Below are 25,028 nucleotides of genomic sequence, written 5' to 3'. Positions count from 1 at the left end.
ATGACCCGCCCCTTCCGCTCCACCGCTGGCCTGCTCGCCGGCCTCGCCCTCGCCACGCTCGCGGGCACCGTGCCGGCCGCCGACCCGCCGGCGTTGCCGGCGCTCGGGGCCAGCCTCGCACAACTCACGGTCTCGGGCGTGTCCTCCGGCGGCTACATGGCCGTGCAGTTCCAGGTCGCCCATTCCGCGCTGGTGACGGGCGCGGGGATCCTCGCCGCCGGCCCCTACGAATGCGCGACCGGCAGCATGTGGCGCGCGCTCAACAACTGCATGGCCCCCGGCGCCGGCGCACGGGCCCCGGGCGCCGAGCAGACGCTCGCGCGGGTGCGGGAAGAGGCCGAGTCACACAGCATCGACCCGCCCGCGGGCCTGCGCGACGACCGGGTCTGGGTGTTCAGCGGCGGCGCGGACCATACCGTCGAGCGCCCCGTCGTGGACGCGCTGCTCGATTTCTACCGGCGCGTGCTGCCCGGCGACGCGATCCGCTTCGTCGAAGTCGGCGAGGCCGGGCACGCGATGATGTCGGTCGCCGACCCGCAGCCGAACGCCTGTCCGAGCTCCGAACCGCCCTTCATCAACCGCTGTGGCGACCTGGACGCCGCGGGCGAGCTGCTCGAGCACCTCATCGGACCGCTCGCGCCGCGCAGCACACCGCCTGCCGGCGAGATGCTCGCCTTCGACCAGCGCCCGTTCACGGGCGCCGCGCCGATCGAGCTGAGTCTCGCCGACCGCGGCTATGTGTACGTGCCGCCCGCCTGCCACGAGGGCGGCTGCCGCGTGCACGTGGCCTTCCACGGCTGCCGCCAGGGCGAGGCGCAGGTCGGCCGTCGCTTCGTCGACGGCGCCGGCTACAATGAATGGGCCGACAGCAACCGACTGATCGTGCTGTATCCGCAGGTCCGGCCGCGCAGCGGCTTCGCCTGGGGATCGCTGCGCTGGGTGTACAACCCGAAGGGCTGCTGGGACTGGTGGGGTTACGCGGACCCGGATTACGCGACTCGTAACGGTGGACAGATCAAGGCGGTGCGCGCAATGCTCGAGCGCCTCGCCGCTCCCCTGCCGCCGCCCCGGCCGGAGCGCTGAACGACATGGATGCCCACGAGCTGCTCGGCCTCGCGCCGGGCGCCAGCGCGCATGAGATCAAGCGGTCCTTCCGCCGTCTGGCGATGCTGTGGCATCCCGACCGCAACGCCGATCCGCACGCGCTGGAGCATTTCAAGGCCCTGCGCGCCGCCTACGAAAGCCTGCTCGCCGGACTGACGTCCACGCCCGCGGGCGACGAAACGCCGGACGCGGACAAAGAACGCGACGAAGAGACCGCCGCAGCACGCGGCGCAGACCGCCGCCAGGACATCAACCTGACGGTCGAAGCGGCTTTTTTCGGCGGCGAACGCACGGTCGAGCTCGCAGGCGAGGACGAATGCGGCGCCTGCGCCGGCAGCGGCGAGGAAGTCTTGCGCCACACGCGGCTGTGCGCGAGCTGCCACGGCACCGGCCGCACGCACGGCCGCCACGGGCTGACCCCCTGCAGGCACTGCGCGGGGCGCGGCTACCTGACCAGGCAGGCCTGCCCGAGCTGCCACGGCAGCGGCCGGCAACACACGCTGCGGCCGGTGATCGTGCATCTGCCCGCGGGCCTGCTCGACGGCGACGAAGTGCGCATCGCCGGCGCCGGCGACCCTGCCCCCGACCTGCCTCCCGGCGACCTCGTGCTGCGCGTGCGGCTCGCACCCCACGAACTGTACCGCTTCGACGGCCGCAATCTGGTACTGGAACGGCCGGTGAGCGCGCTGCGCCTGCTGACCGGAGGCGAACTGGCGATTCCGCTGCCCGGCGGCATGCGCACCCTCAAACTGGAGCCCGGCACGGCTGCGGCGCGGACGCTGCGCGTCGCCGGAGCGGGCTTCCCGGGGCGCAAGGGGCTGCCGGCCGGCGACCTGATCGTGCATCTGCAGCCACAGCTCCCCGAAGCTCCGGACAACGCGATGCGCAGCCTGCTCGAACGGATCGACGCCCTCGCCGCGGCGAATCATTCCCGCCACCTGCCGGATGTGGCACTCTGGGAAGCACGCTGGCTGCGCGACCAGCCTGACGAGTAGTATTGACCCGGCCGCGAAATACCGTTCGGGCCGAGTTTGTCGAAGCCCTGCGATTGCCCTTCGACGAGCTCGGGGCGAACGGAGGTATTTGATTGCCGCCTAGACAGGACGTGCGGCGCAAGCTCCCCTTCGGCCGGACAGAGCGCCCGGCCCATCACCTCACCCCGGATCCATGATTCTCGATATCGATTTCGTTTCCGACTTCGTCTGCCCCTGGTGCTTCCTCGGCAAGACGCGTCTCGCCCGCGCGCTCGAACAGGTCCGTGACAACCATCCCGACCTCGAAGTGCGCGTGAACTGGCTGCCCTTCTTCCTCAACCCGGACACGCCCGCCGCGGGCGAACCGTACCGGCCCTTCCTCGAAGCGAAGTTTGGCGGACGCCGCGGTGTCGACGAGATGCTCGGTCGCATCACCGAAGCCGCCGTGCCGGACGGCCTGCAGTTCGCCTTCGACCGCATCGCGACGCGCCCCAGCACCCTGCTCGCCCACCGCCTGACCTACCGCGCGCAGTCGCAGGGCCACACCGCCGCACAGATCAATGCCCTCGGCGAAGCGCTGTTCGCCGCGCACTTCCAGCAGGGGCGCGACATCGGCGACATCGCGACGCTGGCCGACATCGCCGTCGAGACGGCGGGCGACAGGCGCGAGGACGTCGAGGCCTACCTGGAGAGCGACGAGGACGCCGCGACGGTGAAGCGCATGGCCGCGCAACTGCAGAAGCAGGGAGTGACCGGCGTACCCTTCTTCATCTTCAACCGCCGCCTCGCGGTCTCGGGCGCGCAGACGCCCGCGGCGCTGGGCGCGGCGGTACTGCAGTCGCTACAGAACGCCTGAACCGCGGCGCACCCCGCTCAGTGCGCGGGTGTGGGCGGTGCGGCTGCCGGGTGTACCGGCAGCACCGCCGGCGGCAATGCCGGGGTGCCGTCCGGATTCACGCTGTGGCAGCGATAGCAGTTGCGGTGCGTGATGAAGGCGACACGGTCGTGGCACTTGCCGCAGAACTGGCCGCGGAAGATGTCCTCCATGCGAATCTGCGTGCTGCCGGCCTTTTCCGCGAACGGGTCGGGATGGCAGTTCTTGCAGTCCAGCCACTCGGTGTGCGCACGGTGCGGGAAGCGCACGTTGGGCATCTGCTTGGTGTTGCGCAGGATCACATCGAGATCGAGTGGCGGTTCGCGGTCCTTGCCGTCGATGCGCTGACGCGGCTTGATCAGCCCCTGGCGCAGCGCGCTCATCCAGTCGATCTTGCCGTCGCGGTCGCGCGGCAGGTCACCCAGAGCCTCGTCGGCACGCTGCAGGCGCTCGTAGGCCGGACTCGTGGGATCGTAGAACTCGTCGGTCGCGCGCTGCTGGCCGGGCGCGCGCGGAGCCGCTGCAGGCGCGGCGGCCGCAGCCGGTTTCTCCTCTTCCGCAGGCGGCACCTCGACCGCCTTCAGGACCGCACCGGCATGCGGTGCCCCCGCGTACAGCACGGCGGCGACCAACAGGCCACCCAGGCCGCGCAAGAATCGTTTTCCCATCAGCTCGACTTCCCCACCCAACTGCGCCCACCCGGCATGCGGGCGATGCATGCAAGTTCGGCACCCGCCCGGCTCCCGGCCGTCCGCCCCGGCACCCCGCTCGGGGCCCGACCGCGCGCCGCCCCGTCGCGCGGAGCGCATTCTGCCTCGTCCGCAGCCCTGCCGCCACCCGCTGCGCCTCGGTGCGCACGCGGCATGGCCCGACGCACCGCGTTCCCATAGTCGGCGACACGCGACAGCGGATTCCCGCATTCGGGAACGCCGACCGCAGGCCAGCCGGGCGCTCTATACTCGATGCATTTTCCGGATGCCGCGACGGCGCACCCGGATACCGCTCCGATCGATGAACCGCATGGGAAGCCGCCACGCATGAGAATCGCGATGAACCGCCCCTTCACGACCATCCTCTTCACCACCTCCGTCCTCGCGGCCGGTCTCGCCGCGGGCGGCGTGCAGGCCGAACCGCTGGCCGAGGTGTCGACCGTCTGGAAGCTGATCGGCCCGAACCACAAGATCGTCGTCGAAGCCTACGACGATCCGCTCGTCGAAGGCATCACCTGTTACGTCTCGCGCGCGAAGACCGGCGGCCTGTCGGGTGCTTTCGGGCTCGCCGAGGACGTCGCCGAGGCATCGATCGCCTGCCGCCAGGTGGGCCCGGTACGCATCACGAAACCCCTTCCGGCCAAGCAGGAAGTGTTCTCGGAGCGCCAGTCCATCCTGTTCAAACGCCTGCAGGTCGTGCGCATGGTCGACCCGAAGCGCAACGTGCTCGTGTATCTGACCTATTCGGACAAGATCATCGAAGGCAGTCCGCAGAACAGCGTCACGGCAGTCGCGGTCGATCGTGGCACGCCGATTCCGATGCGCTGAAACGACAAGGGCCGCGCTCTCATGCGCGGCCCTTGTCCGATGCGGTGGCCTGCGTGGGCAGGCCGCCGGTCCGGCTTACTTGTTCACGCGCACGGCGCTCGCGAACACGATCTGGTCGAACTTGCGGTTCAGCGAGGTGCTGGTGAAGTTCGTCATCACCATGCCGTCGCCCCAGCTCACCTTGTCGCCCGGCTGCGCCGGCGTGACCGGCGCGGCAACCCACACGGTGGCGCCGTTCTGGAGCACTTCCAGGTAAGTGTAGCCACCGCCATTCACGACGCTCTTGACCTCGCCGCTGCTGCCGGCAGGCGCGGCGGCCTGGGCGTCAGGCTGTGCGGCGCCCATCGGGGGATGCGCCCCGCCCGCGGGGCCCGCCATCGGCTGGGTGCCGTGCGGTGCGACGCCGGTCGGCGCGGCACCGGCCGGACCCCAGGCGTTCACGAACAGGATGCGATCGAAGGTGCGGCCCAGCGACTTCGACGCAAAATTGGTCATCACGGCCGAATCGCCCCACTGGACGGTGTCGCCGACTTGCACCGCGATCTGGCCGCCGGCGATCCACACCTTCTCGCCACTGCCCTGTTCGACTTCGGCATAGGAATAGCCGCCGCCCTGCAGCAACTGCAGGATCTTGCCGGAATTCGGGGTCGCGGCGGACACGGCCGCAGGCGCTGCAGCCTGAGGGGCCGGACTGGCGGGCGCGGCAGCCTCTTCTTTCTTCGAACACGCGGCAAGGCCGACCGAGGCCGCAACAGCGACCAACAACCAAGGCTTCACAGAAATTCTCCGCAAATGTCACGACCGACTGGCCATGAATCCGTGAATTCTAGCACGCAAAAATCAGTCCACCCGAAGCTCCGAATGGTCGCGGCGCCTGTCGGCTTCCGGGCAATACGCGAGCAGTCCGGAGACGAGCGTATTCGCACCATCGCCCTGATCCCTGCGTTCGACGCCTGTCGTCGCCCCGTCATCGTGCGATAATTCACGGCCGGGCAACAAGGACCGATCAGTGTATCGGTCGCCCGCAGGTTTTGCGGTCTGGGTACCGCATGTTCGTTCGACGGGGCGCCACGGCGCTCGCGTCTTTTAAATCCCGGCGGCTTCCGCACCGGGACGGCTGTGGCCTCGCGTGCATGCGCGCGGTCACGAGAGAAACGGGAGAGGATTCATGTTCGATCCGCATTGCGCCGGACGCCGGCGCGTGCTCGCCTCCATCGGGGGGCTGGTCGCGGCCGCCTTCGCGCCGCCGGCCCTGTCGCTGCCGGGCAATTCGCGCACGCCACCGCCGGGCGAACGGCTGGAGACGCTGGCGCAGCTTCCGCCGCCGCCGCCGGCCCTGCGCCGGGCGCTGGAGCCCTTGCGCGGCAAGGCCGTCCTGGTCAATTTCTGGGCGACCTGGTGCGAACCCTGCCGCACCGAGATGCCGGCGCTGGTCAGCCTCGCCGAGTCGGAACCGGGCCTGGCGCTGGTGACGGTCGCCGTCGCCGACCGCGCGGATGAAGTGCGGCGATTCTTCGACGAGCACCTCGTCGATCCCCTGCTCGTGAGCGATCCGGAACAGGTCGTCTCGCGCACCTGGGACGTCCGCTACCTGCCCACCACCGTGCTGCTCGACGCCGCCCACCAGCCGCTGCTGCGCGTGCGCGGCGAAATCGACTGGCATCACGACAGCGTGCGCACGCGCATCCGCAGCGCGGCAACCAGCCTCCGCACGCCCCGGACCTGAATCGAAGAGACGATCGACCATGAACCGCAGAAACTTCCTCAAGACCTCGGCGCTTGCCGCCAGCCTCGCCCTGCCGACCTGGAGCCGCGCTGCGGCCCCGGCCGCACCACCCTTCACGCCCCGCCCGGAAAACGGCTGGCGCGTGTTCGAACTCGTGACCCGCGTCGAACCCGTCGCGACGGAAGGCCCGACCCAGGTCTGGATCCCGCTGCCGACCGTGGAACAGACGGACTGGAGCCGTCCGATGGGCAACCTGTGGAGCGGCAACGCGACCGGCATGTATATCGCGACCGACCCGGTGTACGGCGCGGCGATGCTGCATGCGACCTGGCCCGCGGCGACGGCCGCACCGGCGATCGAGATCGTCAGTCGCTGCGCGACGCGCGACCGCGCCGTCGACCTCTCCCACGGCGGCCGCATGCCCAGGCTGGCCGCCGCCGAGCGCGCGCTGTACACCCGCGCGACCGCGATGCTGCCGACCGACGGGATCGTGCTCGACACTGCGCGCGAGATCACGCGCGGTGCGAAGACCGACGAGGACAAGGCGCGCGCGATCTACGACTGGATCGTCACGAACACCTTCCGCAATCCGAAGACGCGCGGCTGCGGGCTGGGCGACATCCGCGCGATGCTGGAGACGGGTGACCTCTCGGGCAAGTGCGCCGACCTCAACGCGCTGTACGTCGGCCTCGCACGCGCGCTGGGCCTGCCCGCGCGCGACGTGTACGGCGTCCGTGTCGCCGACTCGCGCTACGGCTACAAGAGCCTGGGCAAGAGCGGCGACGTGTCGAAAGCGCAGCACTGCCGCGCCGAGGTATGGCTGGAACACGCCGGCTGGGTGCCGGTCGACCCCGCCGACGTGCGCAAGGTCGCCCTCGAAGAGCCGCCCGGGAGCCTGCTGCTGGCCGACCCGAAGGTCGCCGCCGCGCGCAACACGCTGTTCGGCGCGTGGGAGATGAACTGGCTGGCGTACAACTTCGGCCACGACATCCGTCTGCCCGGCAGCGAAGGCCCCGCGGCCCCTTACCTTATGTATCCGCAAGGCGAGAACCGCGACGGCCGCTTCGACAGCCTGGACCCGGCGAACTTCCGCTACACGCTGAGCGCGCGCGAGATCACCGGCGCCTGAGCCCGCCGCGATGAGGCCGGCCCGGCGCGCAACCGCCGGGCTTGCTATCATCGGCAGGATGAAAGCTTCCCACTGCGAGCAGCTCGACATCCGCGGGCTGCGCTACAACGTTCGCCACTGGGGCGCCGCGGACGCCCCGGCCGTGCTCTTCCTGCACGGCTGGATGGATGCCTCCGCGACCTTCCAGTTCCTCGTCGATGCGCTCCGCCACGACTGGCACGTGATCGCGCCCGACTGGCGCGGCTACGGCGCGAGCGAATGGCTCGCCCGCCCGTACTGGTTCCCCGACTACTACGGCGACCTCGACGCGCTGCTCGCGCACTATTCACCCGACCGCCCGGCGCGCCTCGTCGGCCACAGCATGGGCGCGGCGATCTCCTCGGCCTATGCCGGCGTGCGGCCCGGGCGCGTGGCGCAGCTCGTGATGATGGACTTCCTCGGCCTGACGGCCACGCTCGAGCAGGATGCGCCCGGCCAGCTCGCCGGCTGGCTCGACAACCTGTGCAAGGACCGGCCGGTGCGCGGCTATCCCGACCACGACTCATTCGCGCGCCGCTTAAAACTGGCCAATCCCCGACTCACCGACGCGCGCGCGGCCTTCCTTGCACGCAACGTGTCGCGCACGCTGCCCGACGGCCAGGTGACGATGGCGGGCGACCCGTGGCACAAGGTGCCGTCACCGGTGCGCTACCAGGCCGGCGACGTGATGGCGGCCTGGCGCGGGATCAAGGCGCCGGTGCTGATGCTGCTGGCCGACAAGGGTTACGTGGCCGAGCGCTTCGCCGACGCTCCCGCGGAGATCGAACGCCGCCTCGCGTGCTTCGCGGACCTGCGGCGCGTGACGATCACGGAATCCGGCCACAACCTGCAGCACGACCAGCCGGAACAGGTTGCGGCGGCGATCGAGGCCTTCCTCACGCGCGACTGACTTAGCGCATCTCGCCGCGGAGCCCGGCGACCGCCGCCTGCAGGCTTTCGGGCGTGGCCGCCTCCGGCGCGAAGGGTGCGCCGCCGACCAGTTCGATGCGGCTGAAGAGGCCGCGCCGGAACGGACGGCTGAGGGCCGGCCCGTCCTTGCGGCTGAAGCTGCTGCCCCACAGGCCGCGCAGGGCGAGCGGCACGACCGGCACGGGGGTGCGCTCGACGATGCGGCGAATGCCCGGGCGGAAAGGCTTCAGTTCGCCGTCGTCGGTGATGCGCCCTTCCGGGAAGATACCGACCAGCTCGCCCGCCTCCAGCGCCCGCGCCACCTCTTCGAAGGCGCGCTCCATCATCTGCGGATCCTCCTTCGCCGGCGCGATCGGGATCGCCCGGCTGGAGCGGAACACGAAGGACAGGATCGGCCAGCGGAAGATGTGGTGATCCATCACGAAGCGGATCGGGCGGCGCGACGCGGCCGTGATCACCAGCGCATCGACGAAGCTGACGTGGTTGGCGACGAGCAGCGCCGGCCCCTCTTCCGGGATGTGCTCGACGCCCTTCACGCGCAGGCGATAGACCGTGTGCACCAGCAGCCACACGATGAAGCGCACGAGGAATTCCGGCACCAGCGTGTAGATGTACACCGCGACCGCGGCATTGAGCACGGCGGTGATCAGGATCAGCTGCGGGATCGTGACGCCGGCGGCGAGCAGGCCCGCGCCGAGCCCCGCGGCCACGACCATGAAGGCGGCGTTGAGGATGTTGTTGCCGGCGATGATGCGCGAGCGGTGGCCGGGCTCGGAGCGCACCTGCACCAGCGCATACAGCGGCACGATGAAGAAGCCGCCGAAGACACCGATCATCACGAGATCGACTAGCGCACGCCAGGTCGCCGGACTCGCCAGCACGGTCGACAGCGGCAGGGCCTCGCCGGCGTGCACGGCAGCGGGACTGGCCCACCACAGGTCAAACGCGAACAGCGACAGGCCGATCGAGCCGAAAGGCACCAGACCGATCTCGACGTGCTTGCCGGAGAGCTTCTCGCACAGCAGCGAGCCCACGCCGATGCCCACCGAGAACAGCGCAAGCAGCAGCGTCACCGCGTGCTCGTCACCGCCCAGCACGTCCTTCGCGTAGCCGGGGAACTGCGACAGGAACAGCGCGCCGTAGAACCAGAACCACGAGATGCCGAGGATGGACAGGAACACGGTGCGGTTGCCGCGCGTGAAGGCAATGTTGCGCCACGTCTCGGTGAGCGGGTTCCAGTTGATCTTCAGCCGGGGGTCGGCAGCCGGGGCGGCAGGAATGCCGCGGCTCGCGAGATAACCGAGCACCGCGACCGCCAGCACGGCGGCCGAGACCCACATTGCGCCGCCCGGCAGGGCGATCGTCACGCCGCCGGCGATGGTGCCGACGAGGATCGCGACGAAGGTGCCCGACTCGACCAGTGCGTTGCCGCCGACGAGTTCGTCCTCGCGTAGATGCACGGGCAGGATCGCGTACTTCACCGGCCCGAAGATCGACGACTGGGTGCCCATCAGGAACAGCGCCGAGAACATCAGCACCAGGGAATCGAGCGCGAAGGCAAGCGTGCCGAGGCCCATCACGCCGATCTCCATGATCTTGGTGAGGCGGATCAGGCGGCTCTTCTCGTACTTGTCCGCGAGCTGCCCGGCGGTCGCGGAGAACAGGAAGAAGGGCAGGATGAAGATGCCCGCGGCAAGGTTCACCAGCACCCCCGGCGCGAGCGTCGTGTAGCGCGCCGCCTGGAAGGTGATCAGCACCACGAGCGCGTTCTTGTACACGTTGTCGTTGAAGGCGCCGAGGAACTGGGTGAGGAAGAAGGGCCGGAAGCGCCGCTCGCCCATCAGCTTGAATTGCGAACTCATGTCGGGTCCGATACGGAAATTGGCTGCAAGTATAGGGGCCGGGTTCAGGCGGCCTGCGCCCAGCGCCCGAGCGTCACGTAGTCGATCTTGCCGGTGCCCAGCAGCGGCAGCGCCTCGACCGGCACGATCTTGCGCGGCACCGCGAGCTCGGGCACGCCGGACTCGCGCGCCGCCGCGAGCAGGCGCTCGCGCGTGAGGCCGCGGTCGCTCGTGAACAGCACCAGCGCCTCGCCCTTGGCGGCATCGGCCTGCGTGGAGGCGGCATGCTGGGCCGCCGGCACGGTCGCCGCGGCGAGCTTCTCGACCGCCTCGAGGCTCACCATCTCGCCCGCGATCTTGGCAAAGCGCTTGACGCGGCCGACGATGCGCACGAAGCCGTCGTCATCGATATCGACGACGTCGCCGGTTTCATACCAGCCCTCGCCCGCGGTCGATACGGGGGCTTGCAGCACGCCGGGCGCCTCGACCCGCAGGTAGCCGCTCATCAGGTTGGGACCGGACACATGCAGCATGCCGCCCTGGGCGATGCCCGGCACCGGCACGAGGTGCACGTGCAGGCCGGGCAGGAACTGGCCGACGGTGCCGCTGCGGTAGGCCATCGGGGTGTTCACCGCCATCACCGGCGCGGTCTCGGTCGCGCCGTAGCCTTCGAAGATGCGGATGCCGAAGCGCTCGAACCACAGCTGACGCACCGGCTCGGCGAGTTTCTCGGCGCCGGCGATGACGTAGCGCAGGCGGTAGAAGTCATACGGGTGGGCGAAGCGCGCGTAGTTCGCGAGGAAGGTGCTCGTGCCCAGCAGCACGCTGCAGCCGCGGTCGTAGGCGAGCTCGGGGATCACGCGGTAATGCAGCGGACTGGGGTAGAGGAACACGTTGGCGCCCGAGAGCACCGGCAGCAGTCCGCCGGCGGTGAGGCCGAAGGAGTGGAAGAGCGGCAGCGCGTTGAGGATCTTGTCGTCCACCGAGAAATCGACCACCGCGCGGATCTGCGCGATGTTGGCGAGCAGCGCCCGGTGCGACAGCACGACGCCCTTGGGCTTGCCTTCGGAGCCGGAAGTGAACAGCACCACCGCCGTGTCCTCGGGCGAGCCGATGTGCGTCGCCGCGCGCGGGAAACGGATCGCCCACAGCATGAGCCACAGCTTGTCGACGAGACCCATGCCGGCACGCAGGTCCTCGAGATAGACCAGGCGCACGTCCGGGAGCACGCCACCGAGCGCAGCGAGCTTGTCGCCGAGCTTGGCCTGCTCGACGAAGGCGCGCGAGGTGAGGAGGGTGCGGATCTGCGCCGCCGTGCACGCGGCCTGCATGCCGTCGGCGCCGGCCGTGTAGTTCAGCATCGCCGGGATGCGGCGGAAGGCCGTGAGGCCGAAGACCAGCGCCAGCGTGGGCGCGAGGTTGGGCAACAGGATGCCGACGTGTTCGTCGGGCGCGGATTCCTTCGCGACCAGGCGGCCCAGCGCGAGCGCCATCTTCACGAGGTCGCCGTAGGAATACTCCTCCTGCTTGAGGTCCTCGACGAGGCGGCGCGAGCGGCCGTGGATGGACGCGGCATCCAGCAGCGCCTCGAACAGCGTCTCCTGCGGACGGCTCGCGAAGATCATCTCCTGCATGATGCGGCGCATCGCCTCGCCGGCCTTGCGCCGGCGCTCGCGCGCGGTCGGGGCGACGGGCACGTCGATGCGCGTGACCGGGTGGATCGTCAGCGCGAGCTGCGGCAGCAGGCGGCGCGGGAAGCGCCCGCCCATGCGCGAGAAGTAGGTGCGCGCGGCGCCGTCGATCTTCACCGGCAGGATCGTCGCGCCGGTACGCGCGGCGACGAAGGCGGGGCCCTCGTAGGTCTTCATCAGACTGCCGGTGGTCGTGATGCGCCCTTCCGGGAAGATCACGACCGGACGGCCGGATTCGAGCAGACGCACGACTTTCTTCATCGCCATCGGGCTCGCCGGATCGACCGCGAGATAATCCACCAGTGACAGCATCATGCGGAACCAGCGGTTGTTCGCGACCCCGGTATGCACGACGAACACCGGGTCGAGCGGCAGGAAGAGGCCCAGCAGCAGGCCGTCGAGGAAGGACTCGTGATTTGCGATCACGAGCAGGCGTCCGGCATCGGCCGGCACGGCGCCGTTCACGCGCACACGGAACAGCAGGCTTGCGAAGGCGCGCAGCAGGGGTTTGAGGAGCGATCGGAGCATGGTCGGATTCGTCGTCGAAGTGTTGGGTGTTGTTGGCCGGCGATCGGTAACGGGCTGTCTGCCTAGTCGACCGGGCGCGACGGAACATTCGATGCCGGCACGTCCGGCCACGGCACCTCGGGGCGCTTCATGTCGCGGAAGGCCGCCATCAGCCACGAACGCATGCCGATGACGATCGTGTAGGGGCGGCGGTCGGCGGGCGCGAGCTTCTGGTCGGCGATGTGCTGCTGCGCGAAGTCCTGGCCGACGCGCGCGAGGCGCTCGCGGAAGGAATGTGCGAGGCCACGCCCGATCTGGCCGTGCACGACCATCAGCATCTCGGACTCGCCGTCGAAGCCGCCGGCGAAGTAGTCGTCGATGACCTCGCCGCGGAAGTAGTGCATCACCGGCCCCTGCGGACGCCAGCGGAAGCCCTTCGCGACCTTGAGGTGGTAGCGGTTGCCCGGGCGCAGGTCGATGATGCCGAGACGATCGAGGTGCGTCAGCTGCTTCACGACCTCGGCCTCGCCGAGCTGGTAGGTCGCGACGATCTGCTCCGCGGTCCAGTGGCTCAGGCAGCAGATCGCGACCAGCAGCAGCTTGCGGTCGCCGACGACGGCCTTCTCCTGCGCGAGCGACAGCTCATCGAGCAGCGGCTCGTTCTCGGCGACGCGGCGCGCAAGGTCGGCGAAATCCAGGTTCAGGACCCGGCAGATCGCGTCGATGCGCGACAGCGGCATGTCGCCGCTCGCGGAGAACATGCGCTTGACGCTGGATTCGGCCATTCCGAGGCGTGCGGCGAGCGCTGCGTAGGTCAGGCCGGCGGTTTTCAGCTCGGTCTTCAGCGTGGTGACGAGGTCGGCGGTGGTGCTCATGGGCGGGCGGCGGGTGACGGACGGCGCCAAGACTATCGATTTCGCTTAGTCTGTGCGAGCCAATGTCATCAAGTATCACATATCGATACCTTTGGCGCACACGAGCCACACCCGATATCACGAAGAAGGCCCGTCGGCGCGAAGAGGACGCACGGCACCGAAGAAGGCTGTTCCGCGAAACCCGTCCCGAGAAATCCGTGCGCCCCATGCCGGTGCGGCGCGCACGCCACGCATCGCCGACACGCGCTCGCAGCCTTCCCGGATTCGGGACCCGTCCCCGAAAAGTCGACTCCTGCAGGGGTCCGATGTCCATGCCCATCGGATGGGCGCGCGGGGAAGATCCGCAGCATGCGCCGCTCTCCGCAATTCGCTAAAGAAACGCAGAATCAAGCCGTTACATTGAGTGTAAACGCTTGTGGCCGGCACGGCTGTTGCTTGGTTTATCATCACGAGGTCCGGAGCGCCGGACTCGCCTTCAAACCGCTTTTCCGGGGATCGTCGCATGAGGAAGATTCTGTGCCTTTTGACCGCAGTGCTGGCCGGCACATTCCACCTCGCGTCCGCCGGGGAGTTTGATACCACCGTCGACATGCGTGCGACGAGCGCGACGACTTTCAACGTCGAAGGACAGATCGCCGGGCTCGGCGCAGTCGATCTGATGGTCGATACCGGCTCGGGCTACATGACGATCAACGAGGAGATGCTCGCCCGGCTCAAGGAATCGGGCCGCGTGCGCTACGTGAAGGATCTGCGGGGCCGGCTCGCGAACGGCAGCGAACTGACGGTTCCGGTGTACACGATCGAGTCCGTCAGCATCGGCGGCGGATGCTGGCTCAAGGACGTCGAGGCCGCCGTCTTCCCGGGCGCCACGCGCCCCATCCTGGGACTCAGCGCGCTGCAGCGGGCGGCGCCGTTCATCTTCTCGTTCGAGCCGCCGCGCCTCGTCCTCAGCAACTGCCCGACGACCGCGGCAAGCCCTTCGGGCGACGTCGCCGACCTCGCGGCCTTCGACAACTGAACGGAAGCAAAAAAAACCGGCGCGTCATCCGGCGTGCCGGTCGTTGTGCATCGGACAATCCTTATCCGACACTGTCCTGTCGGGGTGCTTACGGCGTGAACTGCTGGTTTTCGGGATAGAACGCGTTCGCGCGGCTCTCGGCACCCTTGCTGCTGTCCTGACGCCACATCGTGCCCCGTTCGCCGCTTCTCGTCTGGCTTTGCGTCGTCGACCGGTCCGTTACCGTCTCGAACGCAGAGAACTCGCTCTGCGACTGGCCCATCATCCGCAAGTGCAACTGCTGCAGGCTCTGGCCCTCTGCGTATGGGTCGTCCTCCGCCGCTGCTCCGAGCGGGACCGCAACGAGCGTAGTGACGGCGATGGCCAGCAACGACTTCCGTTTCATGGAACTCATAGCATCCTCCTGCCTGTTAGGGTCTATCTGAGAATATCGTCCGCATCGGGAACGATGTTCCGGCATCGATCCGGCACCCCCACTAGTCGCATATGCCCTGTTGGGGAGAATTCGGCTGCGGCGAGGAGATCGATACGGCTATTCGAACGACCTGCAGGTTGCCGAGTTCCGGGCCGGGACGCGTGCGCAACGGCCTAGGTCATCGCGCCGGGCGCAGCCGACCGCTTGCGCCCGCCATCAGGGCGGGCGCAGGATTCACATAAACGGCTGATTGAATTGAATATTCCACCATTCATGAGGTGCCGGCCGGGCCCCGCACCTCCACCCGAAACGCGCTGACGGCAGGCGGCTGTAACGTTCTGTTACTTGTCGATGCCCGGACGTGCGGATCGCCCCCGCTTACAAGGCCGTCTTGCCGCGCGACAGCAAGCCCCGCACCGTCTCCTGCAGGTCGGCCGGCAGCACGACGACCTTGGCGCTCTCCGACGAGCCCATGCGTTCCATCGACGCGATGTACTTCTCGCCCAGCATGTACATCATCGGGCCCGGCTGGTCGCCGATGGCGGCGGCGACGCGGCGGATCGCCTCGGCGGAGGCTTCGGCGAGCATGACTTGGGCATTGGCGTCGCGCTTGGCGGATTCGAGGCGCGCCTCGGCCTCGAGGATCGCCGCCTGCTTGGCGCCTTCGGCCTTGGTGACCGCGGCCTTGCGTTCGCGTTCAGCGGCGGCCTGCAGTTCCATCGCACGCTGCATCGATTCGGACGGATTGATGTCCTGGATCTCGACCGACTTGACGGTGAGGCCCCAGTCGACGGCCTCGTCGGCGATGCTCTCGCGCAGCCGCGCCTTGATCTTGTCGCGCGAGGACAGTGCCTCGTCGAGATCCATCTCGCCGACGATGGAGCGCAGCGTGGTCATGATCATGTTGCGGATCGCTTCGGAGAAGTCCGTGACCCCATACACCGCCTTGACCGGATCGGTGATCTTGACGAAGGCGATGGCGTTGGTCCGGATCACCGCGTTGTCGCGCGTGATGACCTCCTGCTCCTGCACGTCGAGGATGATGTCCTTGGTGACGAGCTTGTAGGCGACGTTGTCGAGGTAGGGAATGATGATGTTGAGGCCGGGCTTCAAGGTGCCGTGGTACTTGCCGAGACGCTCGACGATCCATTCCTCGCCCTGCGGCAGGATACGCACGCCCTTGGCGAGGGTGACGACGACGAAGATGAGTACCGCGACGACGAAGACGAAGCTACCGCTCATGAAACCTCCTCAGGCTTTGACGACTTTCAGGAAACTACCTTCGACGGCGACGACGCGCACGCGCTCGCCGGCTGCAATCGGATTTTCGGCGAGGCACACCCATTCCTCGGCGCCCAGCAGCGGGCGCTGGAAGCGCACCTTGCCGCGCTGGAAAGGCGCGACCGCGCCGACGAGCAGGCCGACTTCGCCGATGACCTCGCCCGCGGAGGTGCCGATGCGGGTCTTGTGGAAGCCGGGCTTGAACACGCGGAACCACAGCACGACCATGGCCAGCGACAGGGCGGTCCAGGTGGCGAGCTGGGCGGTGAGCGACAGGCCGGGCGCGACGAAGAGCACGAACGCCAGCGCCAGCCCCGCGATGCCGAACCAGATCAGAAAGAAGGACGGTAGCGCCAGCTCGGCCAGGATCAGGGCAAAGCCAATTACGGTCCAGTGCCACCATTCGATATTCATAGCATCCTCCTCGCCGCCGATTGTAGCGGGATGTCATCGAGGCGTGCGCCCGCTGTGCCGGATCGCACGCACGCGGCCGCGACCAATTTCACGCCGCCACAGCGGGAAAGGCCGCAAGGGTGCGCGGGGTAGTTGACCGCGCCGCGGTTTTTCACCAGACTTCTCGGCGCGCATCAGTCATCGCGTGGCGTTTCGTGCTTGAAGTCCTCCGGTACTCAGTCCGTCATCCCCCCGATCGCGGTTGTCGCAACTTTGGGCAAACGCCCCTTATTTAATCTTTGATTTGGGATACTTCAAAATGGCAACTGGTACCGTCAAGTGGTTCAACGACGCCAAGGGCTTCGGCTTCATCACCCCGGACAACGGCGGCGAGGACCTCTTCGCTCACTTCTCCGCGATTCAGGGCAATGGCTTCCGCAGCCTGACCGAAGGCCAGAAGGTGCAATTCGACGAGACCTCCGGCCCGAAGGGCAAGCAGGCAGGCAACATCCGCCCGCTCTGATCCGCCTCGGCAGGATCTGACGAAGAAGCCCGGCATTGCCGGGCTTTTTGTTTTCTGCCCGCTCAGCGCGTGAGCTGGAAGGGCGACACGGTCGGCGCCGGGCGCGGGTTGCGGGCGGCGTCGATCACGCCCTGGCGCGGGTCGATGGGGGCCGCGGTGCCCGTGGGCCCCGGCCTGACGTTCGCGCCGGCCTGCGCGGCCGTGGTGCTGAAGGCGCGGTCGGCGACGAACTGCCAGTCGGCATAGCTTTCCATGCCTTCGAATTCCGCCCACTCGGGCGGGAAGCGGCCGCGTTTGAGCGGCGCGTCGCGCGACTGGCTGAAGACGCCGATGATGCCGCCGTCCGCACCGCGGATCAGCCCCCAGTCGGTGCTGCGCAGGATGGGATCGGCGTACAGGCGGCGCAGGTAGTGGCGCGAGGTCGGACTGCGCTGGTCGGTGAGCAGATCATCCAGGCGCTGCGGGAAGCGCTTCACCTCCGGCGAGTTCTCGTAGTAAAGGCGCAGCGCACGCGCGTACTGCGAGCCGACCCACAGCAGCTCGCGCTCACGGGCGCGCAGGCTGGCCGTGGACCACAGCTGCGCGGTGCCCACCAGCGCCAGCGTCATCAGCACGACCAGCACCAGCACGCCGATGAAAGTGAAGCCCCGCTCGCGTGCGCCCTCGGGTGCGTGAGCTCGCACATCGACCGCCACCGCTACCACTCCGCGTAAGGCGTCCCGTCGCGCGCGTTGCCCTCGGCGCCGCTGCGCACGTCGCCCACCGCGCCGCTCGCCCCGCCCTGCGGGGGCACGATCACCCAACTGTCGTTGCGCTGCGTGATCGGGTCGGTCGGGACGCTGCGCAGGTAGCGCTTGTCCACGAGCGCCTGCAGCGAGTCGGGATAGGCGCCGGTGTCGCCGTAGTGGTGGTCAAGCGCGTCGCGCATCACCGCGAGGGTCTGGCGCAGCGCGGTGTCCTCGGACTTCTCCAGGCTGCCGAAGTAGCGCGGCGCGGCGATCGCGAGCAGGGTCGCGATGATGGCCAGCACGACCAGCAGTTCGATCAGCGTGAAGCCGGGGCGGGTTTTGTACGGGGTATCCATCGCAGGCCTCACCACTGGCGGTAGGGAATGCCGTTCATCCCCTCGCCGGTGGCGAGCGAGAACACGTCGAAGACGTCGGCGCCGGCACGGGGGTTGTCGGGCGGGCTGTCGTAGGCGCGCAGGCCCCAGGTTTCGTCGGGCGGCAGCTCGGGCGCGGCGAAGGGGTCGCGCGGGATGCTGCGCAGGAAGTAGATGCGCTTGCCTTCGACATTGCGCACGTCGCGCACGCCTTCGGCCAGCACGCGCAGCGTCGGCGGGTAGCCGCTGGCGTCCGCGAGCTTTTCGACCTGGCCCGAATCGGCCGCGAGCTTGTAGGCGTCGATGGCGTCGCGGATGCGGTACAGCGCGTTCTTCAGCTCCTGCTCCTTGCTGCGGCGCACAACGGTCTCGGTGAGCGGTGCGGCGATGCTGGCGAGCAGCGCGACGATCGCCACCGTGATGACGACCTCGACGAGGGAGAAGCCGCGCACGCGCCGCATCGTCGGACCTCAGGGCTTGGCGCCGAGCGCGAGCGCCGCGGGCAGCGGCACCGAAACCGGACGGTTGCCCTCGCCGAAGGCCGTCACGCTGGTCACCTTGAGTTCGGCCGCCGCGCTGCTGCCCGGCAGCGCGACCACGCGCAGGCGCATCAGCGCGCCGTCGCCGCGTGCGCCTTGCGGCGCCGAGCGCGACAGCGCGACGAACATGCGTCCGGCCTTGTCGTCGATGCGCGGCGCGAAGGAGGTGATCGAGCCGTCGGCGTTCATCACGTCGCCCTCGGTCACGGCGACGACACGCAGCGCGGCCGGGTCGTAGGCGAGCTGCAGGGTCGTCGCCGTGAGCGGCTGCGTGACGCTCGCGCGCAGGATGATGTCGGTTTCCTCGCCGGGTTTCAGCGCGGCGGGCGCGGTCCATGACAGCGTCGCGGCGGCGGGCGAGGCGGCCACGGCGGGCACGTCGCTGCCGGCCGCGGCGGGCGGCGCAAGGGCAAGCACCGCTGCGGGCGCAGCCACCGCCGCTGCCTGCACCTGCGGCGCTGCGGCCGCTGCGGGGGCGATGGCGTCGCGCGTCGCGGCGTTCGGGACTGCCGGGGCGGTCGTGGTCACGCGCAGCATGGTGTCGCTGCGCGCCTTCAGCACCGCCTCGGTGCCCGACGGGTACTCGATGTCGTAGGGGTTCATGTAGGGCATGTTGCGCACGATGCGCGGCGTGATCGAGAGTACCAGCTCGGACTTGCCGATGGTGTCCTTGTTGCTGCCGAAGAGCCGGCCGAGTCCGGGAATGTCGCCGAGGCCGGGGATGCGGTTGCCGGAGACGTCGTGGTCGTTGCGCATCAGGCCGGCGAGGATCTGCGTTTCGCCGTCCTTCAGGCGCAGTGAAGTCGTCGCGTTGCGGGTGTCGACCTGCACGGGGATGGTGCCGTTCTTGGTCGGCGTCTGCGCGGTGGCCTTGCTGACCTCGAGCCCGATCTTGATCAGCACCTCGTCGTTGAGATGCACGGTGGGCTCGACCTCGAGCTTCAGGCCGACCTCGAGGTACTGGATGCTCTCGGTGATCACCGGGCCCTGCGTCGAGGGCGTGGAGGTGGCGCTCACCACCGGCACGCGCTGGCCGATGTGGATGCGCGCCTTCTCCTTGTTGCTGACGCGGATCACCGGGTTCGCCAGCGTGTTCACGTCGCTGTCGTTGGCGTTGATGCGCAGCTCGGGCGAGGGGCCGATCGTGATGCGGTCGCCGTTGATGCCGCGGTAATCGCTGAGCACCCCGGGCACGCCGCCGAGGTCGGGGCGCAGGATGCCGAAGGTGCTGGGCCACTGCAGGCCGAGGTCGAGGATGCGCTGGCGCGACACTTCCATGACTTCCACCTCGAGCACGACTTCGGGCTCGGGCAGGCCCTGCGTGGTCAGCAGCTTGTCGGCGAGGCGGATGGCGTCGGGCGTGTCGCGCATCGTCAGGGTGTTGAGGCGCTCGTCGATGAACACGTCCTTGCTCTTGAGCAGGGTCTTGATCATGTTCATCGCGGTCTTCGCGTCGATGTTCGCGAGGTGGAAGGTGCGGATCGTGAGGTCGAGGTAGTCGCGCTGCTTCTGCGGCGTGTCGGGGTAGATCATCACGGTGTTCTCGCTGATGATCTTGAGCTGCAGCTGGTTCTGCAGCAACAGCAGCTCGACGGCCTGCTCGACCGGCACCTGGCGCACGAACAGCGTCGCCTTGAGGTCGGACTTCACGTCCTTGTCGAACAGGAAGTTGATGCCGGCATTGCGCGACAGCACCTCGAAGATCTGCTTGAGGTTGCCGTCGCGGAATTCGAGCGTCACGGGCGCGGACATCTTCGAGCGCAGCTGCGGGTAGGGCGTGACGTTGTTCGCGCGGATGTCCTCGATCTCGCGCTTGAGCGCGAGCGCGCCTTCGTTGCGCGGGTCGATCGCGAGCACCTGGCGCACGAGGCGGTCGGCGCCGTCGGGGTCGCCGCGGCGCAGCGCCGTCTGGGCCTGGCGCACGGTCTCGCCGGTGTTGCGCAGCTTGTCCATCTGGCGCAGGGCCTCGCGCGCGCGCTCGTTGGCGGGATCGATGGCCAGCACGCGCTCGAAGCCGCGCACGGCGGCATTGTGGTCGCGCATCAGGCGCGAGCGCTCGGCGGTGGCCAGCAGGGCGGCGATCACGCGCGCGCGCTGGGTCGTCTGCGCCATGTTCACCGCCGCATCGCGCGGCTGTTCGCGCACGGCCTGGTCAAGCTTCGCAAGACCTTCTTCGTAACGCCCCTCGTCGATCAGGCGCGAGCCGTCGCGCTGCAGGGCGTCGGTGGCGCAGCCGGCAAGCCATGACGCCAGCAGCAGGACTGCAACCCGGGGTAAGGCACGGCGGAGCATTGTCTCCAGCATCATGGTTTGCTTCCCACAGGCAGGGTCTGGGTGATGTTCAGAGGAAGGTAGACGAACGTCATGGTGGTGTCGGTGATGCTTTTCACTTTGTAGCTGCCATCGACCACATCGCCTTCGCGGACGGTGTAGGGACGGTCGCCGCGCACGAGGAAGACGCGCACGCTGTGGCCGTCGGCGAGCTTGCCGAGATATTCGTAGGGGATGGGCGGCGCGGTGGGCGCGGGTGGCGGGGGCGGAGGAGGCGCCGGCGGGGGCGGCGGAGGTGGCGGCGGCGGCACGTACCAGCTGTGCGCGGCGAAGAGTTCCGGCGCCGGACGGGGGGGCGCATCGGCCGGGGTGGCCGGGCTGGCCGGGGTGTCCTCCCCTGCACGAGTTGCGGCGGCGGAAGGCGTACCGGCCGGTGCCGCAGCGGCGGCCGGAGCGGAGCGCAGCGCTGCGAGCTGGCCGTTTTGTACGAGCGGGGCGGGGTCGGGCGCCGCCGCGCGCGGGCGGGCCACCGCCTGCACCGGTTCGGCGTCGGCATGGTCGAAAAATTCGGGCACGATCGCGAGCGCCGCCGCCGCGCCGAGGAACACCACCCAGAAGAGCCTGCGCCGATCCGCCATCAGCGCCTCGACAGGTAGAGGGTCATGCGGATGCGCCCTTCGAGCTCGGTGTCGGACACCGCCTTGCGCTCGACGTCGAGGTCTTCCACGCTCAGGCCCGGCACCTTCGCGATCGCGGTGTCGATGAAGCGGCGCAGCTGCGCGTAGTTGCCGCGCACCGGCAGCAGGATCTGGTAGCGCGCCATGTGCGTGCCCTGCTCCACCGCGAGCGAATATTCGCCGCGCGCGAGCGAGATCTTTTCCGCGTCGGCAGCGGCGTACAGACCGTCGATCGCGCTCGTCGCGGCGAGCTGGGCCGGCAGCCCGGCGTAGAAATCGTCGAGCTGGCGCGCGGGCGGCTGCGCGATGCGCACTTCGCCGTTGAGCACGGCGGTGGCCTGGGCCTGCGCGCGCAGCATGTGCTGTTCGGCGCGTTCGCGCGACTCGATGCCGGGCATCACGGCCAGCACGACCCAGCCCGCGGCGGCGGCCAGCAGCACCACGCCGCCTAGGCCGGGCAGGCCGAGGCGGCGCACCGCTTCGTGGAGCGTCAGCTTATGGAGCCGCATGATCCGTCACCCAGCTTGCGACGAGGCTGAAGCGCACCGGCCGGCCCTGCACCTGCTCGGCGAATTCGTGATTGACGAGCGACACGTCGCGCAGCACGGCGGTGTCCTCCAGCTTGCGGTGGTAGGCGAGCATCGCGCCGAGGTCGCGCGCCTCGGCGGTGATGCGCAGTTGGCCCTTGCGCGCGTCCGGCGTCAGCGACAGCAGCGCGACGTCGTCGCTGGCGAGCGATTCCAGCGTCGCGAACAGCGCCTGCCAGGGCCGGTTGTCGATGCGCGCCTGCACGCGCTGCATGTCCGCCAGCGCGTTGTCGCGCTCCTTGCCGGCGCCACTCGCGCCCGCCTTCCCGCCGCCCTTCACGCCGGCGCCCGGCGGGTGCTGGTCGAGCAGGGCTTCGGGCAGGCCGGCGACGATGTCGCGCACGATGGTCTCCAGCGCGGCGGCCTCGGCGTCGACGCGCAGGCCGGCCGACATCGCCGTGCCGACGAGGGCGATGCCCGCGGCCAACAGGACCCAGCCGCCGGCGCGGGGCTTGGGCGGGCGGCGGAAGTCGAGTTCGAGCCGGTTCATCACGCCACCGCCCGCGCCATGTCCTGCCACGCATCGGCGCCGCCCAGCGCCAGCGCCTGCGGCGCGATGCCTTCGACGGCGGGCCAGGCCGCGGCCGTGCGGCCCGGGGTATGGACGTACACCGCGGGCACCGGCCCCGCCGCCGGATCGCCGATGCCGTTGAGCTCGCATTCGCGTTCGAGCAGCGCCGCGACGGCGCGCTCGCTGTCGGCACTGGCGTTGGAGCGCACCGACAGCCACTGTCCGGCGCGCGCGAGCAGCATGCTGCAGCGGCCCGGCTCGGCCACCGCGAACACGAAGTTGTCGCGTGCGAGGCGCGGCTGCAGGCGGTTGTAGGCCGCCATCAGGTGCGGCTGCACCGACGCGAGGCGCAGCCCGGCGCCCTGCGCGACGGCCTGCAGGCGGTCCAGCAGCGCCTGTTCGATCGCCACCGCCACGCGCGGACGCCCCGCGGCCTCGGGCGAGATGCGCAGCGCCCAGCCGGCCGCGACCGGCCCGTAGATGTCCTCGAAGGCGATGCGGGTGAAGGTCTCCAGCTCGGCGGGCGAGCCGATCGCGTCACTCCACGGCACGAGGACGAAATGCGCGAAATGACTGGAGAGCACCACCGTCAGCCGGCCGCGGCGCGTGCCGCCCTCGCGTATCAGCCCCTGCAGCGCGTCGGCGGCGCCGTTCCAGCCGCCCTCGCAGTCGCTGGCGCCGCCGGGCGCGGGGCCCCCTCGCCCCGCGCGCAGCAGCGTCGCCCGCGTCGGAGCGAGAACGGCGACGAAATGCTCACGCGACAAAAGTGACACGGTTGATCTCCTCGAGCGTGGTCTGGCCGGTGCGCACGAGATCGAGTGCGGATTCGCGCAGCAGGCGCAGGCCGCGCTTCTTCGCCAGCTCCTTGAGCTCGGCGATGGGCTTGCGGTCGATGATGGTCTGGCGCAGCTCGTCGTCGAGCAGCAGCACTTCGGCGATCGCGGTGCGGCCGCGGTAGCCGCTGCCACGGCAGCGGCCGCAGCCGGGGCTGTGCACGAAGCGCCAGCCGTGCGTCTGCGCCGGATCGATGCCCGAGGCGATGAGCTCCTCGTCGCGCGGGCGCAGCTCGACGGCACAATGCGGACAGGCCAGCCGGATCAGGCGCTGCGCGAGCACGCCGTTGAGCGCCGACACGAAGCTGTAGGGATCGACCTCCATCTGCGTGAAGCGGCCGATCACGTCGAACACGTTGTTGGCGTGGATGGTGGTGAACACGAGGTGGCCGGTGAGCGCGGACTGCACGGCGATCTGCGCCGTGTCGGGGTCGCGGATCTCGCCGACCATGATCTTGTCCGGGTCGTGGCGCAGGATGGAACGCAGGCCGCGCGAGAAGGTGAGCCCCTTCTTCTCGTTGACCGGGATCTGCAGCACGCCGGGGAGCTGGTATTCGACCGGGTCCTCGATGGTGATGATCTTGTCCACGCCGCGGTTGATCTCGGTGAGCATCGCGTACAGCGTGGTGGTCTTGCCGCTGCCGGTCGGGCCGGTCACCAGCACCATGCCGTAGGGCTCGCCGGCGAGGCGGCGCAGCGTCTTCATGACGTCCGCCTCGAAACCGAGCGAGTCGAGGCGCACGCCGTGCGTCTGATCAGCCAGATCCTGCTTGTCGAGCACGCGCAGCACGGCGTCCTCGCCGAAGATGCTGGGGATGATGGAGACGCGGAAGTCGATCTGGCGGCCCTTGATCGACACCTTGAAGCGGCCGTCCTGCGGCACGCGCTTCTCGGCGATGTCGAGCTCGGCCATCACCTTCACGCGCGAGATCATCTGCTCGGCGACTTCGGCGCCCTGCACGCGGCTTGCGGTGTTGAGCACGCCGTCGACGCGGTACTTGATGACCATGCCGCTGCCGGTGACGCTGAGGTGGATGTCGCTGGCCTTGGCCTTGAGCGCGTCGTAGAGCGTCGAATTGACCAGCTTCACGACGACGCTGGAATCCTCGCTGATGCGCGTGAGCGAGAGCGTCTCGACGTCCTCGACGATCTCGGTCTCCTCGTGCGCACCGGCGAGCGAGTCCACCGCGTGAAAGTCCTCTTCGTGGCGCGCGAGATAGGCCGAAAGGTCCGCCGGGTGCGCGAGATACAGCTCGGCGCCGGCCATGCGCTCGTCGATCCACGCAAGGCGCGCGCCGTCGAAGGGGTCGGAGCATACGCCGACCAGGGCGCCGCCGGTTTCGGGCGGACGCCTCACCAGCACGAACTCGTGCTTGATCGCCTCCGCGAGCGGCACTTTCGAGAAATCCGGCGCGCTGGCGAACAGCTGCTCGCTGCCCAGCACCGGGAAATGCAGCGTGACCGCCAGGCTGCGCACGAATTCGCGCGGCTCGAGTCCGGCCAGTTCCTCCAGTTCATCAATGACGCGGCGGCCGTGCGTCGTGGCGCGCTCGCGCGCCGTTCGCAGCAGTGCGGCATCGAGCCGCGGCGCCACACCGTTGCCGTCGTCCGGCACGACCATCTCTGGCGTGACATGCATGTCCATCGCATCGATCTCCTGCGGGTTGCGTC

At 69.2% G+C, this 25,028-nt stretch carries 26 protein-coding genes; 9 read left to right on the top strand and 17 right to left on the bottom strand.

Features of this window, described 5'->3' with window-relative positions; all coding sequences use genetic code 11:
• From F464_RS0108750 to F464_RS0108740, 3 genes are all read left to right on the top strand, one after another.
• Window positions 1–1,083 carry an extracellular catalytic domain type 2 short-chain-length polyhydroxyalkanoate depolymerase gene (locus F464_RS0108750; RefSeq protein ID WP_040394707.1) on the top strand — a complete coding sequence of 361 codons (1,083 nt, stop codon included), beginning with the start codon at window positions 1–3 and terminating at the stop codon, window positions 1,081–1,083.
• 5 nt (window positions 1,084–1,088) lie between these two features.
• The gene (locus F464_RS0108745; RefSeq protein ID WP_018989419.1) at window positions 1,089–2,099 is read left to right on the top strand and encodes a DnaJ C-terminal domain-containing protein; all 1,011 of its coding nucleotides are present in this window, start codon (window positions 1,089–1,091) and stop codon (window positions 2,097–2,099) included.
• Between the two features lie 172 nt (window positions 2,100–2,271).
• Window positions 2,272–2,934: a DsbA family oxidoreductase gene (locus tag F464_RS0108740; protein ID WP_018989418.1), complete on the top strand. Its 663-nt coding sequence runs from the start codon at window positions 2,272–2,274 to the stop codon at window positions 2,932–2,934.
• A 17-nt stretch (window positions 2,935–2,951) separates the two neighbouring features.
• On the opposite strand, the gene F464_RS0108735 is transcribed toward F464_RS0108740, so the two are convergent.
• Complete coding sequence (locus tag F464_RS0108735) at window positions 2,952–3,620, bottom strand: c(7)-type cytochrome triheme domain-containing protein (protein ID WP_157353617.1); 669 nt, start codon at window positions 3,618–3,620, stop codon at window positions 2,952–2,954.
• 381 nt (window positions 3,621–4,001) lie between these two features.
• Here F464_RS0108735 and F464_RS0108730 point away from each other — a divergent pair, with 381 nt between their 5' ends.
• On the top strand, window positions 4,002–4,490 hold the full coding sequence (locus F464_RS0108730; RefSeq protein WP_026295858.1) for a CreA family protein: 489 nt from the start codon (window positions 4,002–4,004) through the stop codon (window positions 4,488–4,490).
• Window positions 4,491–4,565: 75 nt separating this feature from the next.
• Here F464_RS0108730 and F464_RS0108725 read toward each other — a convergent pair whose 3' ends face one another.
• Window positions 4,566–5,267, bottom strand: a complete 702-nt coding sequence (locus F464_RS0108725; RefSeq protein WP_228215165.1) for a hypothetical protein — start codon at window positions 5,265–5,267, stop codon at window positions 4,566–4,568.
• A gap of 391 nt (window positions 5,268–5,658) precedes the next feature.
• On the opposite strand from F464_RS0108725, the gene F464_RS0108720 reads away from it, so the two are divergent.
• Genes F464_RS0108720 through F464_RS0108710 form a run of 3 tightly spaced genes read left to right on the top strand, consistent with a single transcriptional unit; the run spans window position 5,659 to window position 8,273 of the window.
• The gene (locus tag F464_RS0108720; RefSeq protein ID WP_018989413.1) at window positions 5,659–6,216 is read left to right on the top strand and encodes a TlpA family protein disulfide reductase; all 558 of its coding nucleotides are present in this window, start codon (window positions 5,659–5,661) and stop codon (window positions 6,214–6,216) included.
• Between the two features lie 19 nt (window positions 6,217–6,235).
• On the top strand, window positions 6,236–7,345 hold the full coding sequence (locus F464_RS0108715) for a transglutaminase-like domain-containing protein (RefSeq protein WP_018989412.1): 1,110 nt from the start codon (window positions 6,236–6,238) through the stop codon (window positions 7,343–7,345).
• A 58-nt stretch (window positions 7,346–7,403) separates the two neighbouring features.
• Window positions 7,404–8,273, top strand: coding sequence for an alpha/beta fold hydrolase (locus F464_RS0108710; protein WP_018989411.1), 870 nt, complete (start codon window positions 7,404–7,406; stop codon window positions 8,271–8,273).
• 1 nt (window position 8,274) lies between these two features.
• Here the strand turns inward: F464_RS0108710 and F464_RS0108705 are convergent, their stop codons facing one another.
• The 3 genes from F464_RS0108705 to F464_RS0108695 form a co-directional block, all read right to left on the bottom strand.
• Window positions 8,275–10,155: an MFS transporter gene (locus F464_RS0108705; protein ID WP_018989410.1), complete on the bottom strand. Its 1,881-nt coding sequence runs from the start codon at window positions 10,153–10,155 to the stop codon at window positions 8,275–8,277.
• A gap of 44 nt (window positions 10,156–10,199) precedes the next feature.
• The gene (gene aas / locus F464_RS0108700; RefSeq protein WP_018989409.1) at window positions 10,200–12,353 is read right to left on the bottom strand and encodes a bifunctional acyl-ACP--phospholipid O-acyltransferase/long-chain-fatty-acid--ACP ligase; all 2,154 of its coding nucleotides are present in this window, start codon (window positions 12,351–12,353) and stop codon (window positions 10,200–10,202) included.
• A 62-nt stretch (window positions 12,354–12,415) separates the two neighbouring features.
• Entirely contained in the window at window positions 12,416–13,207 is a 792-nt protein-coding gene (locus F464_RS0108695) for a helix-turn-helix domain-containing protein (protein WP_018989408.1), read from the bottom strand.
• Window positions 13,208–13,709: 502 nt separating this feature from the next.
• Here F464_RS0108695 and F464_RS0108690 point away from each other — a divergent pair.
• Entirely contained in the window at window positions 13,710–14,225 is a 516-nt protein-coding gene (locus F464_RS0108690) for a retropepsin-like aspartic protease family protein (protein ID WP_018989407.1), read from the top strand.
• An 88-nt stretch (window positions 14,226–14,313) separates the two neighbouring features.
• Here F464_RS0108690 and F464_RS0108685 read toward each other — a convergent pair whose 3' ends face one another.
• The 3 genes from F464_RS0108685 to F464_RS0108675 all read right to left on the bottom strand — a co-directional run bounded on the left by F464_RS0108685 (window position 14,314) and on the right by F464_RS0108675 (window position 16,335).
• On the bottom strand, window positions 14,314–14,619 hold the full coding sequence (locus F464_RS0108685; protein ID WP_018989406.1) for a hypothetical protein: 306 nt from the start codon (window positions 14,617–14,619) through the stop codon (window positions 14,314–14,316).
• Window positions 14,620–15,018: 399 nt separating this feature from the next.
• Entirely contained in the window at window positions 15,019–15,882 is an 864-nt protein-coding gene (locus F464_RS0108680) for an SPFH domain-containing protein (protein ID WP_018989405.1), read from the bottom strand.
• Window positions 15,883–15,891: 9 nt separating this feature from the next.
• Complete coding sequence (locus F464_RS0108675; protein WP_018989404.1) at window positions 15,892–16,335, bottom strand: NfeD family protein; 444 nt, start codon at window positions 16,333–16,335, stop codon at window positions 15,892–15,894.
• A gap of 298 nt (window positions 16,336–16,633) precedes the next feature.
• Here F464_RS0108675 and F464_RS0108670 point away from each other — a divergent pair, with 298 nt between their 5' ends.
• Entirely contained in the window at window positions 16,634–16,837 is a 204-nt protein-coding gene (locus tag F464_RS0108670; protein WP_018989403.1) for a cold-shock protein, read from the top strand.
• Window positions 16,838–16,899: 62 nt separating this feature from the next.
• Here the strand turns inward: F464_RS0108670 and F464_RS28070 are convergent, their stop codons facing one another.
• From F464_RS28070 to F464_RS0108625, 9 genes are read right to left on the bottom strand one after another with little or no spacing between them, the layout of a single operon-like run.
• The gene (locus F464_RS28070) at window positions 16,900–17,532 is read right to left on the bottom strand and encodes a hypothetical protein (RefSeq protein ID WP_018989402.1); all 633 of its coding nucleotides are present in this window, start codon (window positions 17,530–17,532) and stop codon (window positions 16,900–16,902) included.
• Window positions 17,533–17,534: 2 nt separating this feature from the next.
• The gene (locus tag F464_RS0108660; RefSeq protein ID WP_018989401.1) at window positions 17,535–17,921 is read right to left on the bottom strand and encodes a type II secretion system protein; all 387 of its coding nucleotides are present in this window, start codon (window positions 17,919–17,921) and stop codon (window positions 17,535–17,537) included.
• An 8-nt stretch (window positions 17,922–17,929) separates the two neighbouring features.
• The gene (locus F464_RS0108655; RefSeq protein WP_018989400.1) at window positions 17,930–18,400 is read right to left on the bottom strand and encodes a type II secretion system protein; all 471 of its coding nucleotides are present in this window, start codon (window positions 18,398–18,400) and stop codon (window positions 17,930–17,932) included.
• A gap of 9 nt (window positions 18,401–18,409) precedes the next feature.
• Window positions 18,410–20,785: a secretin and TonB N-terminal domain-containing protein gene (locus F464_RS28065; protein WP_018989399.1), complete on the bottom strand. Its 2,376-nt coding sequence runs from the start codon at window positions 20,783–20,785 to the stop codon at window positions 18,410–18,412.
• Window positions 20,782–21,387 carry a hypothetical protein gene (locus F464_RS0108645; protein ID WP_018989398.1) on the bottom strand — a complete coding sequence of 202 codons (606 nt, stop codon included), beginning with the start codon at window positions 21,385–21,387 and terminating at the stop codon, window positions 20,782–20,784. The genes F464_RS28065 and F464_RS0108645 overlap by 4 nt, the downstream gene beginning before the upstream one ends.
• Complete coding sequence (locus F464_RS0108640; RefSeq protein ID WP_018989397.1) at window positions 21,387–21,935, bottom strand: GspMb/PilO family protein; 549 nt, start codon at window positions 21,933–21,935, stop codon at window positions 21,387–21,389. The genes F464_RS0108645 and F464_RS0108640 overlap by 1 nt, the downstream gene beginning before the upstream one ends.
• Window positions 21,922–22,503: a PilN domain-containing protein gene (locus F464_RS0108635; protein WP_018989396.1), complete on the bottom strand. Its 582-nt coding sequence runs from the start codon at window positions 22,501–22,503 to the stop codon at window positions 21,922–21,924. Before F464_RS0108635 ends, F464_RS0108640 begins: the two co-directional genes overlap by 14 nt.
• A complete protein-coding gene (locus F464_RS0108630) occupies window positions 22,503–23,297 on the bottom strand; it encodes a hypothetical protein (RefSeq protein ID WP_026295857.1) in 795 nt (264 codons plus the stop codon). Before F464_RS0108630 ends, F464_RS0108635 begins: the two co-directional genes overlap by 1 nt.
• Window positions 23,278–25,002, bottom strand: a complete 1,725-nt coding sequence (locus F464_RS0108625; RefSeq protein ID WP_018989394.1) for a GspE/PulE family protein — start codon at window positions 25,000–25,002, stop codon at window positions 23,278–23,280. Before F464_RS0108625 ends, F464_RS0108630 begins: the two co-directional genes overlap by 20 nt.
• Window positions 25,003–25,028 lie beyond the last annotated feature (26 nt).

It is taken from the genome of Aromatoleum toluclasticum ATCC 700605 (assembly GCF_000378245.1).
In the GTDB taxonomy this organism is placed as follows: Bacteria; Pseudomonadota; Gammaproteobacteria; order Burkholderiales; family Rhodocyclaceae; genus Aromatoleum; species Aromatoleum toluclasticum.
Note: the sequence above shows the minus strand (reverse complement) of the source record. Positions and strands in the feature narration are given on the sequence as shown.

Bases quoted from the DNA above. Each gene is read 5' to 3' on its own strand.
- F464_RS28065 (WP_018989399.1), bottom strand. From the start codon at position 20,785: ATGATGCTGGAGACAATGCTCCGCCGTGCCTTACCCCGGGTTGCAGTC.
- F464_RS0108710 (WP_018989411.1), top strand. From the start codon at position 7,404: ATGAAAGCTTCCCACTGCGAGCAGCTCGACATCCGCGGGCTGCGCTAC.
- F464_RS0108685 (WP_018989406.1), bottom strand. From the start codon at position 14,619: ATGAGTTCCATGAAACGGAAGTCGTTGCTGGCCATCGCCGTCACTACG.
- F464_RS0108640 (WP_018989397.1), bottom strand. From the start codon at position 21,935: ATGCGGCTCCATAAGCTGACGCTCCACGAAGCGGTGCGCCGCCTCGGC.
- F464_RS0108690 (WP_018989407.1), top strand. From the start codon at position 13,710: ATGAGGAAGATTCTGTGCCTTTTGACCGCAGTGCTGGCCGGCACATTC.
- F464_RS0108695 (WP_018989408.1), bottom strand. From the start codon at position 13,207: ATGAGCACCACCGCCGACCTCGTCACCACGCTGAAGACCGAGCTGAAA.
- F464_RS0108655 (WP_018989400.1), bottom strand. From the start codon at position 18,400: ATGCGGCGCGTGCGCGGCTTCTCCCTCGTCGAGGTCGTCATCACGGTG.
- F464_RS0108720 (WP_018989413.1), top strand. From the start codon at position 5,659: ATGTTCGATCCGCATTGCGCCGGACGCCGGCGCGTGCTCGCCTCCATC.
- F464_RS0108635 (WP_018989396.1), bottom strand. From the start codon at position 22,503: ATGAACCGGCTCGAACTCGACTTCCGCCGCCCGCCCAAGCCCCGCGCC.
- F464_RS0108645 (WP_018989398.1), bottom strand. From the start codon at position 21,387: ATGGCGGATCGGCGCAGGCTCTTCTGGGTGGTGTTCCTCGGCGCGGCG.
- F464_RS0108740 (WP_018989418.1), top strand. From the start codon at position 2,272: ATGATTCTCGATATCGATTTCGTTTCCGACTTCGTCTGCCCCTGGTGC.
- F464_RS0108625 (WP_018989394.1), bottom strand. From the start codon at position 25,002: ATGGACATGCATGTCACGCCAGAGATGGTCGTGCCGGACGACGGCAAC.
- F464_RS0108745 (WP_018989419.1), top strand. From the start codon at position 1,089: ATGGATGCCCACGAGCTGCTCGGCCTCGCGCCGGGCGCCAGCGCGCAT.
- F464_RS0108680 (WP_018989405.1), bottom strand. From the start codon at position 15,882: ATGAGCGGTAGCTTCGTCTTCGTCGTCGCGGTACTCATCTTCGTCGTC.
- F464_RS0108730 (WP_026295858.1), top strand. From the start codon at position 4,002: ATGAACCGCCCCTTCACGACCATCCTCTTCACCACCTCCGTCCTCGCG.
- F464_RS0108670 (WP_018989403.1), top strand. From the start codon at position 16,634: ATGGCAACTGGTACCGTCAAGTGGTTCAACGACGCCAAGGGCTTCGGC.
- F464_RS0108705 (WP_018989410.1), bottom strand. From the start codon at position 10,155: ATGAGTTCGCAATTCAAGCTGATGGGCGAGCGGCGCTTCCGGCCCTTC.
- F464_RS0108715 (WP_018989412.1), top strand. From the start codon at position 6,236: ATGAACCGCAGAAACTTCCTCAAGACCTCGGCGCTTGCCGCCAGCCTC.
- F464_RS0108750 (WP_040394707.1), top strand. From the start codon at position 1: ATGACCCGCCCCTTCCGCTCCACCGCTGGCCTGCTCGCCGGCCTCGCC.
- F464_RS0108675 (WP_018989404.1), bottom strand. From the start codon at position 16,335: ATGAATATCGAATGGTGGCACTGGACCGTAATTGGCTTTGCCCTGATC.
- F464_RS0108735 (WP_157353617.1), bottom strand. From the start codon at position 3,620: ATGGGAAAACGATTCTTGCGCGGCCTGGGTGGCCTGTTGGTCGCCGCC.
- aas (WP_018989409.1), bottom strand. From the start codon at position 12,353: ATGCTCCGATCGCTCCTCAAACCCCTGCTGCGCGCCTTCGCAAGCCTG.
- F464_RS0108660 (WP_018989401.1), bottom strand. From the start codon at position 17,921: ATGGATACCCCGTACAAAACCCGCCCCGGCTTCACGCTGATCGAACTG.